Below are 16,011 nucleotides of genomic sequence, written 5' to 3' on the forward strand. Positions count from 1 at the left end.
GGGGAAACTGATGGACAACTACGTGCAATTCAGTCGTTTGTGGACGGTGGAGGATGTCTCGGAGTTCCTCGGCGTCCCGGTCTCGACGCTGTACCAGTGGCGTACCAAGGGTTACGGCCCGGCTGGTCGGAGGGTCGGCAAGTACATCCGTTATCGGCCGCAGGACGTCAGTGCGTGGGTCGACCAGTTGTCGGACGAGGTGGCGTGATGCCTCGCCCTCAGCTGGAGATCGGGACGTACGGCGAGATCCGCTATTCGGCAATTCCGACCGGCTACCGCGCGCGTGCTCTCTTCCGTGACTTCGACGGCAAGACGCGCGAGGTCGAGCGGTCGGGGAAGACGAAAGGCAAAGCGGCGCAACGGCTTCGGGACGCATTCAAGGACTGGACCGGGTCGACCACGGGCGAGATCACCCGGGAAACCAAGTTGAAGGATCTCGCCGACGTGTGGATAGAGCAGATCCGCAAGGATGTCCGCGAGGGAACCAAATCGCCGACGACGGCCACGACGTACGAGTCCATCCTTAAGCGCCATGTGACGCCGGGCGTGGGGGAGTTGCGGGTGCGCGAGGCGACGGTGATGCGGCTGGATCGGTTCCTCGGCGCTCTCCAGTCGACGGTCGGGCCTTCGACGGCCAAGACCGCGAGGACGGCACTGTCGGGGATGCTCGGCCTCGCCGCGCGGTACGACGCGGTGGACAGCAACCCGACGCGGGACACCCGGCGTATCCCGAAGAGCAAGAAGAAGCCGCGCGCCCTGGACGCGGAGGAGCGTGCGAAGTGGCTGGCTCGGGTCGAGGCCAACGAGAAGGCGCGGCGCTGGGACCTGCCGGATCTGTCCCGCTTCATGATGGCTGCGGGTGTCCGGGTCGGTGAGGCGCTGGCGACGTATTGGGAGGACATTGACTTCGTGGCGGGGACGGTCGACGTCACGCACACGGTGGTCCGGGTCAAGGGCGAAGGGCTGCTGCGGAAGCCTCGGCCGAAGACGGAGTCCAGCCTGCGTGCGCTTCCGTTGCCGTCCTGGGCGTTGGCGCTGTTGAAGCGGCGGTGGGCTGAGGCGCGGAAGGACGGCCGGTCGCTGGCGAGTCCGGTTTTCGCCAGCACGGTTGGCGGGCTGCGGGACCCGAACAACGTCCTGCGGGTCATCCGGGAGATCCGCGGTGGCGATGACTTCATCTGGCTGACGTCGCACAACTTCCGGAAGACGACGGCGACCGCGCTGGACGACGCGGGCATCCCGACCCGGCTGATCTCGGACCACCTCGGCCACTCGCGGGTGTCGATGACGCAGGACAACTACCTGGAGCGGAAGGCGGTCGACCCGGTCACGGCGATGGCCCTGGAGGGGCTACTGGATAATCCGTCCCAGCCCAAAACCGGGGATAAACCGGGGAGCTGATCTTGCTCGGTCGCAACCAGATAGCCGCTGACCTGGGGTTTTGGTGGGCCGCCTGGGGCTCGAACCCAGAACCTACGGATTAAAAGTCCGCAGCTCTACCAATTGAGCTAACGGCCCGCGCGCTCAGTCTAGCGGGCTGCGCCCAGCCCTTCGCCAGGGCCTGGCACCGCGAGTCGCGACCGGGGGTTCGTCGCGAACCGGGCGAGGTCGGCTGCGTAGGACTCCGGCTGGTCCATCGCGATGAAGTGGGGTCGGTCCGGGTTATCGAGAGGCCAGTGGGCGATCTCCGACGCCCGCTACCGCCAGCCGCCGGATCGCCAGGCATTCCGCTGTGCACCCCGGTCGGGCCTCGTGGCCAGGCGAGCCCGGCACTCGAGTAGAACGACCACGGACCCGGCGGAGTACGTGACCAGGAAGCTGCACACTTCCCGCCCGACGAGTCGGCAGCCCGGCCGACACCCTGGAGTGGCTCGGCTGACCAGCCTCGGCCGCGCGTTCGCGGTGCACGAACCTCCGGAGCTGGCGGAACACTTGCGCGAACCCGGGCGGCCGGCCCGGCGTGCTCAACCAGCCAGTTCCGCCAGCGATTCCCGCAGCTTCCCGGTCACTTCCACCGGCCGCCGCGATTCGCGGTCCACGAAGACGTGCGCGAAATGCCCCTCCGCCACCAAGGTCTCCGCCGCGGTGTACATCCCGATCTCGTACCGCACGCTCGACCGGCCGAGGTGCGCTACCCGCAGTCCGATCCGCAGCGTGTCCGGGAACGAAACCGAAGCGTGGTAAGCACAACGAGATTCCACGCACAGCCCGATCACCGGCCCGGATTCGATGTCGAGGCCGCCGCGTTCGATCAGCCAGGTGTTGATCACAGTGTCCATCAACGAGTAGTGCACCACGTTGTTCACGTGGCCGTAGACGTCGTTGTCCTTCCAGCGCAACGGAACCGTCTGCCAATGCGGATAGTTCACCACAGCTGCACCGACTCCCGCAGAATGTCCGCCAGGTCCTTTTCGGACGGGGTGCGGGGTGCGGTGGCCAGCAATCGTTGCTGCTTCAGCGTTCCCTCGACTAGAGAGTCCACATCGGACTCGGTGTAGCCGACCGCGCCGATTCCGGCGGGCAGCCCGATCTCCTTCATCAGCGTGGTCAGCACGGCGGGCAGGTGGTCGGCGAAGTCGCCGGACCATTCGAAGTCCGGGGCCAGCAGCCGGGCGACGCGCTGGTGTCGTTCCGGGTTCGCGGCGAAGGTGAACCGGAACGCGGCGGGCGCGGTGAGCGAGACGGCCATGCCGTGCGGCACCATCGCTTCGTCGCCGGGGTAGCCGTCGGGGTGGAAATCCCGGACCTGCCCGGCGATCGGGTACGCGTTGGCGTGCGGGATGTGCACGCCGGCGTTGCCGAAGCCGAGCCCGGCGAACGTCGCGGCCAGCGCCATCGCCTCGCGCGCGGCCATGTCCTCGCCGTCGCGCACCGCGGCGGGCAGCGCCCACGACAGCAGCTGCAGCGACTTCTCCGCGAACATGTCCGCCAGCGGGTTCGCCCCGCAGTACGGCACCCGCTCCTCCGGCCGTTTCCGGTCGAACTCGGTGTAGGGCTTGGCGGTGTAGCTCTCCGCGGCGTGGCACAGGATGTCCATCCCGCTCGCCGCGGTGACCCCGGCGGGCTGGCTGGCCGTGAGCCGCGGGTCCACGACCGCGAGCGTGGGACGCAGCCGCAGGTGGCTGATCCCGCTCTTCACCCGCAGCGACAGCACGTCCAGCACGCACACCGTGGTGCTTTCCGACCCGGTCCCGGTCGTCGTCGGCACCGCGACCAGCGGCTTCAGCGGGTTCGCCGGCGCGCGGCCGCCGCCGACCGGCGCGTTGACGTAGTCCATCAGCTCACCGTCGTTGCTGGTCAGCAGGTTGGCGGCCTTCGCGGTGTCGATGCTGGAACCGCCGCCGACCGCGACGAACGCGTCGTACGGACCGGTGCCGCGGGCGAAGTCCACGGCCTTCCGCATGCTGACGTCGGTGGGTTCGACCTGGACGCCGTCGAAGGTTTCGGCCGCGATCCCGTAGCCGCGGATGCCCTCGGCGATCCGCTCCGGCCATCCGGTCGCCGCGACGACCGGGTCGGTCACCACGAGCACGCGCCGGGCGCCGAACTGGGCGAGATCGTATCCGATCTCGTCGCTCGACCCGCTTCCGTATTTGAGCGCCGGAGCCCCGTAAGTGAAAACAGTCTCATGTTCGGCGGATGTCACGACGGCGTCCTCCCAACTGGTGGGCGGCCCGATCCGGCAATCGGCACAATCCGGCGGCGAGTTGCTCAAGATCACTTGACGCCGGTTCACGGTGCCGCCCTAAGCTCTCCTCATTAGATACCAAGTGGGAACCACCGTCGCGCAAACGGCCGTACGCGTCTTGAACGAGGCCCGGGTCCGCCGGGTGTACGCGGTCGTCGGTGAGTCGTTCCTGGAATTGCTCGACGCGCTCCGCCGCGAGCGCGACGTCACGCTCGTTTCGGCGCGCCACGATTCGGGCGCGGCCTTCATGGCCGAGGCCGAGGGCAAGCTCACCGAACGTCCCGCCGTGCTGCTCGCGAGCCGCGGCCCGAGCGCTGCCGCGCTGGTCATGGGCGTGCAGACGGCGTATCAGGACGAGACGCCGATGGTGGTGCTGCTCGAAACCCCCGCGCTCGACCCGGTGCTCACCGGCGAGGTCCCGACGTCCGATTCGACCGGGATGTTCGAGTCGATCGCCAAATGGTGCGTCCGCGCGGACGATCCCGACGACGTGCCGCATCTGCTCGCCGAAGGCCTCGCCCGGTGCCGAGAAGGACGGCCGGGTCCGGTCGTGATCGGCGTGCCCAGCGACGCGTGGGGCGTCCCGTACGACTCGGCCAAACCGGTGGCGAAGGTTCGCCCGCCGGCCACCGGAACGCTGGGCCGTTCGGCGGAAGCGGTGGCCGGGCTGGTGGACGAAGCGCGCTACCCGGTGGTCATCGTCGGCGGACGCGCCCGGTCCGCGCGGGACGAACTGATCGCGGTCGCGGACGAGCTGGCGCTCCCGGTGTACAACGCTTTCCGCCGCCAGGACGCGTTCCCGGAGAACCACGCGCGCTACGCCGGACACCTCGGTCTCGGCATCCCCGCGCGTCAGCTCGACGCACTCGAACGGGCCGACCTCGTGCTCGCGCTCGGCACACAGCTCGACGAAGTCACGACGCAAGGCTTCCGCTACCCGACTCCACAGCAGACGCTTGTCCTTGTCGGCACTGGCATCGACGAACAGCGCCGTCGCGGCCTGACCTTCCGCGTGGACACTGAGGTCGAACCGTTCCTGAAGGAGCTGCGCGCGATCGCTTCGCCGCGTACGCGCCGAGCGTCGGCCGCGAACGCCGCCGTGCACACCTTCATGACACCGCCGAACACAAGCAACAACACGCGCGTACATCCGGTCGACGTCGTGCGCGCGCTGCGAAAGCTCGCGCCGGAGGACACCATCGTCACGAGTGACGCTGGCAACTTCGCGCAGTTCATGCACCGCTATTGGTGCTTCACCGCTCCGCGCAGCCAGCTCGGCCCGAGCAACGCCGCGATGGGGTACGCGGTCCCTGCGGCGATAGCTGCCAAGCTCGCCGAACCGCGGCGCGCTGTGGTCGCGATGGTCGGCGACGCGGGCACGCTCATGACAGGGCAAGAGATCGAGACCGCTGTGCGTTACCGCGCACCGGTGATGGTGGTCGTGTTCCAGAACGGCTTGCACGGTCCGCTCGCGATGCATCAGGCGCGTACGCACGGACGGCTGTCCGGAGTGACCATCCCGCTGACTGACTTCGCTTCGTGGGCGCGTGGGCTCGGCGCGGCGGGGTACACGGTGGACGATCGCGAGCGGCTCGAACCGATCATCGCGAGCGCGCTCGTCCGGCAGCGGCCGTGCGTGATCGACGTCCGGACCGACCCGGATGTGGTGACCCCGGACGTCCGGCTGAGCACGCTTCTCGGAGCCCCGCGTCCCTCCGGGACCTGAAATCTTCCTGAGAACACAAGGAAACGCCGGGAATGTTCGGTGGCTGGCGGGGGTTGGCTCAGGTAACCTGACGGTGTTCCCGGGGTTCGGCATCCGGACCCGGTTCGCCCGGCGAGGTTCGGCAGGCGTTCGGTTGGGGAAATTCCCGGGTGGACACGTTCCCCGGCTCGTGCGCGGCCATTCGGCGCGTTTCAGGGGTGGGGACAACCGGTTTCGGCCGGATTTTGTCGGTGCCGGATGGCACCATCGCGGTCATCCCCCGCTCGGGGCGGGGAAGGAACGAGGGGAGTTCGTCATGGCCGACGAAAAGGACGGGAAATCCCGTACCGCAGCGGCGACTGCTCGCGGCCGCGCCCGGTCCGCGCGGGCCGGTGCGCTGGTGTCCGTAGTGCGCGAGGAGCCGGAACAGGGACAGGCCGTCGAGGTGCCCGCCCAGAACCGGTCCGGAGTGGTTCCGGTGCTGTTCAGCGCCAGTGCGGAAGCCCACGACGAAGCCGTGGTCGCGTCCGACCAGGGCGCGGACTGGCGTTCGCCGTTCGACGCGCCGCTGCGCCACGCCAGCGGGGAGTGACCCGGTCTCGCGAACTGGGGTGAGTCGGCTTGTCCGGTCCCGCTCCGCTGTGCTTTACTTTCCTTGGTCTCGATTTTTGTGTTCGTGGTAATGCACGCTCGCAGAACTCAGCGGGCGTGGGCTTCCTCCACGAGGAACGCATCTCGCCCGTGTCTGGGCCCAGGACGTCGGTCGGCTTCCTGTTTTGGTGTTATGTATGGAGATTGTTTAGATGACTGAGGGCACCGTGAAGTGGTTCAACTCCGAGAAGGGGTTCGGCTTCATCACTCCCGACAACGGCGGCGGCGACGTCTTCGTGCACTACAGCGAGATCCAGGGCAACGGTTTCCGTACCCTCGAGGAGAACGCTCGCGTGCAGTTCGAGATCGGCCAGGGCCAGAAGGGCCCGCAGGCCACGTCGGTCAGCCTGATCTGACCTGCGTCTAATCGCTAAGTCGCCACCACTCCCGGTCGCGGGGGTGGTGGCTTCTTTCGTCTCCGCCCTCTTCCGGCCGTCTCACGATGCGGATTGTCTTGCCGGACAAGGCTTTTTATGCCGGACCGGCCATTGTGGATCACCCGATCGTGGACAGTCCGGGGGCTCGTAGGCTCGCGGACATGAGCGAAAACACCTACCTCGTCACCGGGATGTCCTGCGGCCACTGCGCGCAGTCGGTCACCGAGGAACTGACCGAGGTCCCCGGGGTCGAGAACGTGACTGTCGACGTCGAAACCGGGCACGTGACGGTCCGCAGCGCCGAAGCCCTCGACGAGACCGCCGTCCGCGCGGCGGTCGAAGAAGCCGGGTACACCTACGAAGGACTTGCTTCTCTCGTCTGAACGACGGGTAGCCGCGCGAGAACCCAAGGTAGGCTCTGGCCGGCGTGGAGGCACGGCCGATGCAACGTCCGTGCAACCCTTTCCTCCGCGCGGCCGGACGCGTGTGCTGGTCCCCTGGCGGCAGCGGATTGAGGGGGTTGTCGATGGGGGAAGTCGTTGCGGGAATCGTGGCGAACCCCGCGTCCGGACAGGACATCCGGAGACTCGTGACGCAGGCCTCGGCCGTTCCGGTCGAGGAGAAGGCCAACCTGGTGCGCCGGCTGCTGTCGGCGTTCGCGGTGACCGGCGTCGAGCGCACGCTGCTGTCCACGGACCTCGGCGGCATCTCCGCCGCCGTGCTGCACGACCTCGGTCGCGAACCGCTGCCCCAGGTGGAGTTCTGCGACGAGGACACGCTCACCGGCACCGCGCAGGACACCGTCAACGCGGTGCGCCGGATGGTCGACGCCGGGGCAGGCGTGATCGTGTGCCTCGGCGGCGACGGCACCGCCCGGGTCGCGGCCAAGGCCTGTGGCGACGTCCCGCTGCTCGCGCTGCCGACGGGCACCAACAACGCGTTTCCGCAGGCCGGAGAGGCCACGGTGGCCGGGCTCGCCGCCGGGATGGTCGCGAGCGGCCAGGTCGACGCCGACCTCGTGACCCAGCGGGTCAGCATGCTGGAAGTCGTCACGAAGAACCGGCGCGAGATCGCGCTGGTGGACGTCGCGGTCTCGATGAACAAGCACGTCGGCGCGAAGGCGCTCTGGGATCCCACCGCGCTCACTGAGCTGTACTGCACCTTCGCCGAGCCGGACGGCATCGGCCTGTCGAGCATCGCCGGCCAGCTGTGTCCGAGTTCTCGTTCCAGCGCGGATGGCGTAGCGCTCCAGCTTGGTCCGGTCGAGAGTTCCGCATACGTGGTGCACGCCGCGATCGCGCCCGGCGTGGTGCGTCCAGTCGGTGTACGCGGCTGGGGAGTCCTGCGTCCCGGCGTGCGCGTGGACCTTGCCGCAGGTGGCGGTGTTATCGCAGTCGACGGAGAACGCGAGCTGGAGCTGAAGAACGGTGAAGGCGCGTACGTCGAACTGCGCGCCGACGGTCCATGGTGCGTCGACGTACGCGCGGCGATGGCCGAAGCGGCAACCCAGGGGTTGCTACGCAGTGCCGCGACAAGCGGAACCGCGGAAAAAGGCCGAAGCCACGGTCGGTGCGCTGGCTGAGATCACGTGCAGGTGACACCTTCCGGGTGTCGTTCGCTGCGGCTTGCCCGACCGGCTACCTTCTGCGAGTGGCACATGGGGAGGATCGGGGATGAGCAGCACTGCGACGCGGCCGGAAACGACTGCCGAGCCCCCACCGGAGGAATTTCGGGGCCGCAGCGGAATCGCCGGCCTGCTGGACCTGCCCGGCCAGGCGGTGCGCGCGGTCGTCAGATCCACGACCACCACGCCCGGCAAGCTTTCGCTGATCGCGGTCGCCCTGGTGCTGCTTTCGCTGGTGGCCGGCCTCGTGGGCGTGTTGTCCGTAAAAGACAAGGACAACACGATCAACGGCCTGATCGACCACCGCGAACCTCTCGCGGCGGCCGCGCAGCAGGTGTTCCGCTCGCTGTCGGACGCGGACGCGACGGCCGCCAGCGCGTTTCTTTCCGTCGGCACTGAACCGCCCGCGCTGCGGAAGCGGTACGAGCAGGACATCGCTGAAGCGGGATCCGCGCTCGCCCGCGCGGCGTCCGACACCGCCGACGTCGGCGACGCCGCCCACCAGGTGGACATCCTGAACCAGAAGGTCCCGGTCTACACCGGGATCGTCGAGACCGCGCGCGCGAACAACCGGCAGGGTTTCCCGTCCGGCGCTTCGTATCTGCGCGAGGCTTCGCAGCTCATGCGCACGACGATCCTGCCCGCCGCGGACGCGCTCTACAACGCGCACACCAAGAAGCTTTTCGACGAGCAGGACAGCAGCAGCGACGTGCCGTGGGCGGCGGTCGCGCTGGTCGTCGTGCTCCTCGCGGCGCTCGTGGCCGCGCAGATCTACCTGACCCGGCGGACGAACCGGGTGCTGAACATCGGACTGCTCGTGGCCACCGGCTGCGTCGTGCTGTCGCTGCTGTGGGGCGCGGTCGCGCTCGTCGTGCAGGGCAGCCTCGTCGCGACCGGGCGCACCGACGGCACGTCGCAGGTCGACATCCTGGTGCGGTCCCGCATCTACGCGCTGCAGGCCCGGGCGGACGAAACCCTGACGCTGGTCGCACGCGGCGACGGCGGCGCGTACGAGCAGCAGTTCATCAAGCTGGCCGAGAAGCTCGTCGGCGCCGACGGCAAGGGCGGCCTGCTCGGCGAGGCTCGCGGTCTCGCGTCCGGCACCGCGGGGGAGCAGAAGATCGAAGCGGCGGAACAGGCCGCGCGCGAATGGTCGCTCGCCCACCTTCAGGTCCGCCGCCTCGACGACGGCGGGCAGTACCAGGAGGCGGTCGACTTCGCGACGAGCGTCAGCCCGAACAGCGCCGCCGCCGCGTTCGCCCGGCTCGACACGAACCTCCAGGCCGCGATCGACGTCTGCCGGCAGGAATTCCTCGACAGCACCAGATCCGGCGACAACGCGCTCACCGCGCTCGCGGCGGGCGTCGGCGTGCTGGCGGTGTTCGCGGCGGGCGGCATCACAGTCGGCGTGCGGGAGAGACTGAGGGAGTACCGGTGATCCGGTCGCGGCACTTCGTCCGGACTGCCGTGCTCGCGGTGGTCGCGGTTCTCGCCGCCGCCTGCGGGACGGCGGCCCAGCCGATGGAGGCCGCGCCCGTCACCGACGCGGCCTGGCCGACCCCGGCGGGAGTCGGCGGGCCGGACGCCGCGGCCGGCGGCGACTCCGACACCAGCTGCAACCCGCTGGCCAGCCTCGCGCCGAACGGTCTGGACACCTCCGGGCCGAGCCTGCAGAAGATCAAGCAGCGCGGGAAGCTCATCGCGGGCGTCGACCAGACGACCTACCTCTTCGGCTTCCGGAATCCGAAAACCGGCAAGCTCGAGGGCTTCGACATCGACCTGGTCAACGAGATCGCCCGGCAGATCTTCGGCTCCGACGGGCACGTGCAGTACCGGGCGATCACGTCGTCGCAGCGGGAAACCGTGCTCAAGGAACACCAGGTCGACGTGGTGGTCCGGACCTACAGCATCACCTGCGCCCGCCGCAAGCAGGTGCAGTTCTCGTCGGTGTACTACGTGGCCGGGCAGAAGATCCTGGTCCCGAAGTCGTCGAACGCGCAGTCGCTGACCGACCTCGCCGGGAAGCGCGTGTGCGCGGCGGCGAAGTCGACCTCGCTCGCGAAGATCGCCACCGACCCGGCCAAACCGGTCGCGGTGTCGGTGCCGAACTGGTCGGATTGCCTGGTGATGCTGCAGCAGGGCCAGGTCGACGCGGTGTCCACGGACGACACGATCCTGGCCGGCATGGCCGCGCAGGATCCGACGGTGAAGGTCGCGGGGGACCCGATGACGCAGGAGAATTACGGCGTCGGGATCCCGAAGGACGAGGAGGACCTGGTCCGTTTCGTGAACGCGGTGCTCGACAAGATCCGCGGCGACGGCACCTGGGCGAACAGTTACCAGAACTGGGTCGGCGCGCGGCTGGGACCGGCGAGCCCGCCGTCCCCGCAATACGGGTGACCAGGCCGGTCTCGCGGCGCGAGTTGTACGTTTTGAGCGGCAGGTTTGCCGCGGGGAGCTCGGGAGGTAGTTGTGTCGGAGGAGGCGCGCCGTCCTCGGCACGCAGCACCGGAGGGGGACGGCGACGAGGCGAAGGCCGCGGACCAGCCGTCCGGGCGGGGCGAGGCCGAGTGGACCCCGCCGCCGCCCGTGCGCTGGGACACCCCGGAACTGTCGGTGTCCGGGCGGCTGAACCCGCAGGCTGACCCGGACGCCGAGACGTTGATCAGCGCTCCGGTGCAGCGTCCGCAAGCCCCGGGCGGGCAGCCCGGTCAGCAGGCTCCGCGGGTCGGTCAGCCAGGCCAGCCGGGACAGCCGGGGCAGTCGGCACCGTCGGGTCAGCCCGCTCAGCCCAGCCAGCCGGGACAGCCCGCTCAGCCGGGGCAAGCCGGGCAGCAGCCGCGCACGCAGGGCCGTCCGGCTCCGCGCGGCGGTCAGCCGATGCCGCCGCAAGGCCGTCCGCAGCCGCCGTCGCAAGGCCAGCCGTACCCCGGTCAGCCCGCGCCGCCGTCGCAGGGCCAGCCGTATCCGCCGCAGTCGCGCACCGGTCAGCGGCCGGTCCCGCAAAACCGTCCGCAACAAGCGCAGCAGGGCAACCGCCCGTCGCGCCCGCCGGAGAACCGCGCCACCGGCCCGAACTCCGGCCCGATCCCGATGGGCGCCGCGGCGCAGGGAAAACCCCCGGCTGACGGAGGGGAGGCCCCGACGCGTCCGCCGGGCGACCTCGCGCCGGTGATCCTGCCGCAGTCGAACCAGCCGGTGGCTCCGGCCGATCCGGCCGCGCCGATGCCGACCAGCGTGCTGGCCAGCCCGACGCCGCACACCCAGAGCATCATGCCGCCGACCCCGCGGGTGGCCCCCGCCGACGGCGGCCCGCTGCCCGACCACGGCACGGACAGCGTCCTGCCGTCCGGACCCAGCGAGGGCCACGGCACCGGCACGCACGGTTCGCACGGCTCGCAAGGCACCGGCACGGGTACCGGAACGGGCTCGTTCCCCGGCACCTCGCGGCGCACCGGCTCGCGCGGCACCCGCCGTTCCCGGCGCGGCCGGCTCGGCGCGGGTCTCATCGACATCCCGCCGGTGCCGTACCGCGATCCGTCGACCGCGGTGCTGGCGAACCCGGTCGTGGCCGAGGACAAGCGGTTCTGCGGCAACTGCAGCGCGAAGGTCGGCCGCGGCAAGGACGGCCAGCCGGGCGAGCCCGAGGGCACCTGCGAGAAGTGCGGCACGCCGTTCTCGTTCGTCGCGAAGCTGAAGGCGCACGAGCTCGTCGGCGGCCAGTACGAGGTGCTCGGCGCGCTCGCGTACGGCGGTCTCGGCTGGATTTACCTGGCCAAGGACCACAACGTGTCCGACCGCTGGGTCGTGCTGAAGGGCCTGATCGACACCGGCGACTCCACCGCGATGGCCGCCGCGGCGAACGAGCAGCGGTTCCTCGCCGAGGTCGAGCACCCGAACATCGTCAAGATCCACAACTTCGTGCAGCATCCGGACCCGCAAACCGGCAACACCGTCGGGTACATCGTGATGGAGTACGTCGGCGGCCAGTCGCTGCGCGAGCTCGCGCTGCAGCACCACCGCGAGAGCAACCGCCCGGAGCCGCTGCCGATCGGCCAGGTCATCGCGTACGGGCTGGAGATCCTGCCCGCGCTCGGCTACCTGCACAGCCAGGGCCTGCTGTACTGCGACCTCAAGCCGGACAACGTCATCCAGACCCGCGAGCAGCTCAAGCTGATCGACCTCGGCGCGGTGCGGCGGATCGACGACTACGAGAGCCCGCTGTTCTTCACCACCGGCTACAGCGCGCCCGAGCTGGCGTCGCAGGGCGCGTCGGTGTCCTCGGACCTGTACACGGTCGGCCGGACGCTGGCGGTGCTGAGCTTCGAGTTCGCCGGGTACACGCGGGAGTTCAAGAACACGCTGCCTGGGCCTGATGCGGTGCCGTTGTTCGCGCTGTTCGGGTCGTATTACCGGTTCCTGAAGCGGGCCACCCACGCTGATCCGGATCGGCGGTTCATCGCCGCGGACGACATGGCTGATCAGTTGACCGGTGTGCTGCGCGAGATCATGGCGCTGGGGACTGGACAGCCGCGGCCTGCCGCGTCGACGGTGTTCGGGCCGGAGAGCCGGACTTTCGGTGTCCATCTGGTGGTGCCCGAGCAGGGTGAGCGGGTGCCGTTGCCGGACGCGGCCGAGGTGGTTGCCGGGCTGCCGATTCCGCAGGTCGACACGGATGACCCGGCTGCCGGGGTGCTCGCTACGACGACTGCGCTTGATCCGCATGAGGCGATCGAGGCGTTGGCTACCGCGCCGCGGGAGTCGATCGAGGTGCGGTTGCGGATCGTGCGGGCTCGGATTGAGCTGGGCGAGTTCGTGGAGGCGCAGCGCCAGTTGCAGGCGGCGCAGTATCTGGCGATCCGGCACGGGTTTCCGCATGACTGGCGGATCGACTGGTATCGCGGGCTGATCGAGCTTGCCGGCGGGCGGCCGCGGGTGGCGCACGTGGCGTTCGATGCGGTTTACGACGATCTGCCCGGGGAGATCGCGCCCAAGCTGGCGTTGGCGGTCAGTGCGGAGGGCGTGGGGGATTACTTCGGGGCGGCTCGGTTTTACGAGCTGGTTTGGCGGACGGACCGCACTTATGTGAGTGCTGCGTTCGGGCTTGCTCGGGTGTATCTCGCGCAGGGGGCGCGGCAGAGTGCGGTGGAGGTGCTGGAGGGGGTTCCGGCTACTTCTACGCATTATGTGGATGCGCAGGTCGCGGCGATCAAGATCAAGACCCGGGCTCACGGGGGTGCGGCTGGGGAGCAGCCGACCGTCACCGAGGGAGACCTCGTCGACGCTTCGGGCCGGTTGCAGCGCCTCAACCTGGACGCCGAGCGGCACACGCGGCTGAGCGCGGAGGTCCTGGAGGCGGCCTATGACTGGCTTAAGGTGCCAGGCCAGGCCAAGTCTGGGGCTTCGAAGGTGGTGGGGTGCGAGCTGGAGGAGCGGGACGTCCGATTCGGACTTGAACGTTGCTACCGGTCACTGGCCCGGCTTACCGACAACGCGAGCGACCGGATCGCGCTCGTGGATCGGGCGAACGCCATCCGCCCCCGCACCCTCACCTGACCGTCCGTGAAGGGCTCCTTGAGGGACTCAGATTCCCTCAAGGAGCCCTTCACGGACATCAGGGGTTGATGTCCCACTCGCGTTTGTTGCGGCGGTGCTGTTCGGCGAGCTTTTCCAGTGCTTGGGGGTCGCCGTGGGTGCTGAAGTGTTCGAAGCCCACTGCGATGAAGACTGCTCGGGCGTTTACCGCCACTGGCCCGTCTGGGGCGTCTAGGTGGCCGTCCGCGCTTACGTAGATCTTCCGGCCTGCGATGCCGTCCAGTCTGGCCTCGATGTACAGCGTGGAGCCGACCGGTACTGGGCGGCGGAAGTCTGTTTCCAGCTTGCCCGTCACTGCGGGGCGGTGCAGCAGGTTGCCTACCGTTGAGCCGAGCGCTTCGTCGAAGGCGCAGGCCAGCAGGCCGCCGTGGGCCAGGCCGGGGGCGCCTTGGTGCGCGGAGGTCACGGTGAACTTCGAGTGCACCGTGTAACCGTCGCCGATGGCTGAGCGCAGGTGCAGGCCGTCGTCTACCTCGTCGCCGCAGCCGAAGCATTCGGCGAAGTGGGTACCCAGTTCAGTGCCGGGCGCGGGGGCTTTCGGGTGGATCTCCGGCGGCTCCACCGGCACTGGCGGCCACGGGCCGGAAACAGGACTCATGCGACGACGTTAACCCGGCGGAAGGACCCGTCGGCACCCGCCCTGACCGGGCCGTCCGGCTTTCTTCAGCGCAGGGTAGTCGGAAAATTCCGCACGGTAGAAATTTCGCGACTCATCCTGCCAGCACGGTTCAACGGGGCAAGACTGGGGAAATGTGCTCCAACGGATGGACCGGGACGCGTGCAGGAGGAGGTCACCGCCGGGATGAGTGAGCCAAAGACGGGGAAACCCGAGGTCGATCAGAGAACAGTCAAACGCGCGGTGATCGCGTCCGCGATGGGTAACGCGACCGAGTGGTACGACTACGGCGTATTCACCTCGGGCGCGATCGCGACGAGTATCGGGACCCTGTTCTTCCCCGGCGAGGGCAACGCGGTGCTGAAATCGCTCGCCCTGCTGGCCGTCGGCTTCATCGTGCGACCGTTCGGCGGAGCGTTCTTCGGCCCGTTGGGAGACAAGCTCGGCAGGCAGAAGGTCCTCGCGCTCACCATCCTGCTGATGTCCGGCTGCACCTTCCTGGTCGGCGTGCTGCCGACGTACGCGGGCGGGTACAGCATGGGCATCGCGGCCCCGATCGCGATCTTGCTGCTGCGGCTCATCCAGGGTTTCTCGACCGGTGGCGAGTACGGCGGCGCGGCGACGTTCATCGCCGAATACGCTCCGACCAAACGGCGCGGGTTCTTCGGTTCGTTCCTGGAGATGGGCACGCTGGCCGGCTACGTGCTCGGCAACGCGGTCGTGCTGATCACCTACCTGTCGCTGTCGACCGAGCAGTTCAACTCGTGGGGCTGGCGGATCCCGTTCTTCATCGCGCTCCCGATCGGCGCGATCGGGCTCTACCTGCGGTCGAAGCTCGAGGACACGCCGGAGTTCCGCCGGCTCGAGGCGGCGGGCGAGAAGGCGAAGAAGGCTCCGCTCAAGGAGACCATCCAGCGCAACTGGCGGATGATCCTCAACCTGATCGGCATCGTGCTGCTGCTGAACATCGCCGACTACATGCTGCTCACGACGATGCCGACGTACTTCACCAACACCCTGCACATCGGCGACACCGAGTCGAGCCTGATCGTCATCGGCGTGGAAATTGTGCAGTTCTCGCTGCTGATCCCGCTCGGCGCGCTGTCCGACCGGATCGGCCGGAAACCCCTGCTGCTCACCGCGGCGATCGGGTTCATCGTGCTGAGCTGGCCCAGCATCAAGCTGATGCAGAGCGGCAGCCTGCTGTGGCTGATCGTCGGCTTCCTGGTCGTGGCGATCCTGCTGGCGCTGATGCTGGCGGTCATCGGCTCGACGTTCCCGGCGATGTTCCCGACGCGCGTGCGCTACGGCTCGTTCGCCATCGGCTACAACATCTCCACGTCGCTGTTCGGCGGCACCTGCGGCGTGATCGTCACGGCGTTGATCGACGGCACCGGCAACGCGGACTGGCCGGCGTACTACCTGATCATCGCGGCCCTCATCGCGCTCGTCCCGATCATCAAGATCCCGGAGACGGCCCGGGTGCCGATCGAGCAGATCGACACCGCGGACACCGGCGGCAAGCTCGCCGGGGCCAGCAAGTGAGCCGCTGAGCCGGTACGAAAAAACCGCCCTCCGTCCATTAAGGACAGAGGGCGGTTTTTCGTGCGAAGTCAGCTGTTCTGCGTCGCCTCGACCGCCTGCGGAGCGAAGCGCTTGCGGGCCCAGGCTGCCAGGCCACCGGCGACCACGACGGCAACAACGGTTTCGATCATCAGTGCAACGAGCACCATGGTGCTTCCTCCTCAGGTTCTC

The 16,011-nt window shown here is 68.8% G+C and carries 14 protein-coding genes and 1 tRNA gene; 11 read left to right on the forward strand and 4 right to left on the reverse strand.

Annotation, left to right across the window (positions count from 1 at the left end):
- Window positions 1–10: 10 nt before the first annotated feature.
- Both CU254_RS00520 and CU254_RS00525 read left to right on the forward strand, forming a co-directional pair.
- Window positions 11–208: an AlpA family transcriptional regulator gene (locus CU254_RS00520; RefSeq protein WP_009071735.1), complete on the forward strand. Its 198-nt coding sequence runs from the start codon at window positions 11–13 to the stop codon at window positions 206–208.
- Window positions 208–1,401 (forward strand): site-specific integrase, encoded by a 1,194-nt coding sequence (locus tag CU254_RS00525; protein ID WP_009071737.1) that lies wholly within the window; start codon window positions 208–210, stop codon window positions 1,399–1,401. Before CU254_RS00520 ends, CU254_RS00525 begins: the two co-directional genes overlap by 1 nt.
- A gap of 41 nt (window positions 1,402–1,442) precedes the next feature.
- Here the strand turns inward: CU254_RS00525 and CU254_RS00530 are convergent.
- The 3 genes from CU254_RS00530 to CU254_RS00545 form a co-directional block, all read right to left on the reverse strand.
- Window positions 1,443–1,518 (reverse strand) — tRNA-Lys (locus tag CU254_RS00530).
- Window positions 1,519–1,964: 446 nt separating this feature from the next.
- The gene (locus CU254_RS00540; RefSeq protein WP_009071740.1) at window positions 1,965–2,372 is read right to left on the reverse strand and encodes a thioesterase family protein; all 408 of its coding nucleotides are present in this window, start codon (window positions 2,370–2,372) and stop codon (window positions 1,965–1,967) included.
- A complete protein-coding gene (locus CU254_RS00545; RefSeq protein ID WP_009071743.1) occupies window positions 2,366–3,646 on the reverse strand; it encodes a hydroxyacid-oxoacid transhydrogenase in 1,281 nt (426 codons plus the stop codon). Before CU254_RS00545 ends, CU254_RS00540 begins: the two co-directional genes overlap by 7 nt.
- A 124-nt stretch (window positions 3,647–3,770) precedes the next feature.
- Here CU254_RS00545 and CU254_RS00550 point away from each other — a divergent pair, with 124 nt between their 5' ends.
- The 8 genes from CU254_RS00550 to CU254_RS00585 all read left to right on the forward strand — a co-directional run bounded on the left by CU254_RS00550 (window position 3,771) and on the right by CU254_RS00585 (window position 13,601).
- Window positions 3,771–5,414, forward strand: a complete 1,644-nt coding sequence (locus tag CU254_RS00550) for a thiamine pyrophosphate-binding protein (protein WP_009071745.1) — start codon at window positions 3,771–3,773, stop codon at window positions 5,412–5,414.
- Between the two features lie 295 nt (window positions 5,415–5,709).
- On the forward strand, window positions 5,710–5,985 hold the full coding sequence (locus CU254_RS00555; protein WP_037712115.1) for a hypothetical protein: 276 nt from the start codon (window positions 5,710–5,712) through the stop codon (window positions 5,983–5,985).
- 211 nt (window positions 5,986–6,196) lie between these two features.
- Entirely contained in the window at window positions 6,197–6,400 is a 204-nt protein-coding gene (locus CU254_RS00560) for a cold-shock protein (RefSeq protein WP_009071749.1), read from the forward strand.
- A gap of 182 nt (window positions 6,401–6,582) precedes the next feature.
- Window positions 6,583–6,804 (forward strand): heavy-metal-associated domain-containing protein, encoded by a 222-nt coding sequence (locus tag CU254_RS00565; RefSeq protein WP_009071751.1) that lies wholly within the window; start codon window positions 6,583–6,585, stop codon window positions 6,802–6,804.
- Window positions 6,805–6,947: 143 nt separating this feature from the next.
- Window positions 6,948–8,003, forward strand: a complete 1,056-nt coding sequence (locus CU254_RS00570; RefSeq protein WP_037712117.1) for an ATP-NAD kinase family protein — start codon at window positions 6,948–6,950, stop codon at window positions 8,001–8,003.
- Window positions 8,004–8,094: 91 nt separating this feature from the next.
- Entirely contained in the window at window positions 8,095–9,483 is a 1,389-nt protein-coding gene (locus tag CU254_RS00575) for a hypothetical protein (RefSeq protein ID WP_009071756.1), read from the forward strand.
- A 29-nt stretch (window positions 9,484–9,512) separates the two neighbouring features.
- The gene (locus CU254_RS00580; protein WP_037716360.1) at window positions 9,513–10,445 is read left to right on the forward strand and encodes a glutamate ABC transporter substrate-binding protein; all 933 of its coding nucleotides are present in this window, start codon (window positions 9,513–9,515) and stop codon (window positions 10,443–10,445) included.
- Window positions 10,446–11,138: 693 nt separating this feature from the next.
- Entirely contained in the window at window positions 11,139–13,601 is a 2,463-nt protein-coding gene (locus tag CU254_RS00585; RefSeq protein WP_009071761.1) for a serine/threonine-protein kinase, read from the forward strand.
- 58 nt (window positions 13,602–13,659) lie between these two features.
- Here CU254_RS00585 and CU254_RS00590 read toward each other — a convergent pair whose 3' ends face one another.
- The gene (locus tag CU254_RS00590) at window positions 13,660–14,238 is read right to left on the reverse strand and encodes a PaaI family thioesterase (RefSeq protein ID WP_037712119.1); all 579 of its coding nucleotides are present in this window, start codon (window positions 14,236–14,238) and stop codon (window positions 13,660–13,662) included.
- 204 nt (window positions 14,239–14,442) lie between these two features.
- Between CU254_RS00590 and CU254_RS00595 the strand changes: the two genes are divergently transcribed.
- Window positions 14,443–15,801, forward strand: a complete 1,359-nt coding sequence (locus CU254_RS00595) for an MFS transporter (protein ID WP_037716365.1) — start codon at window positions 14,443–14,445, stop codon at window positions 15,799–15,801.
- Window positions 15,802–16,011 lie beyond the last annotated feature (210 nt).

Origin of the sequence: Amycolatopsis sp. AA4, assembly GCF_002796545.1 — a bacterium.
Classification (GTDB): domain Bacteria; phylum Actinomycetota; class Actinomycetes; order Mycobacteriales; family Pseudonocardiaceae; genus Amycolatopsis.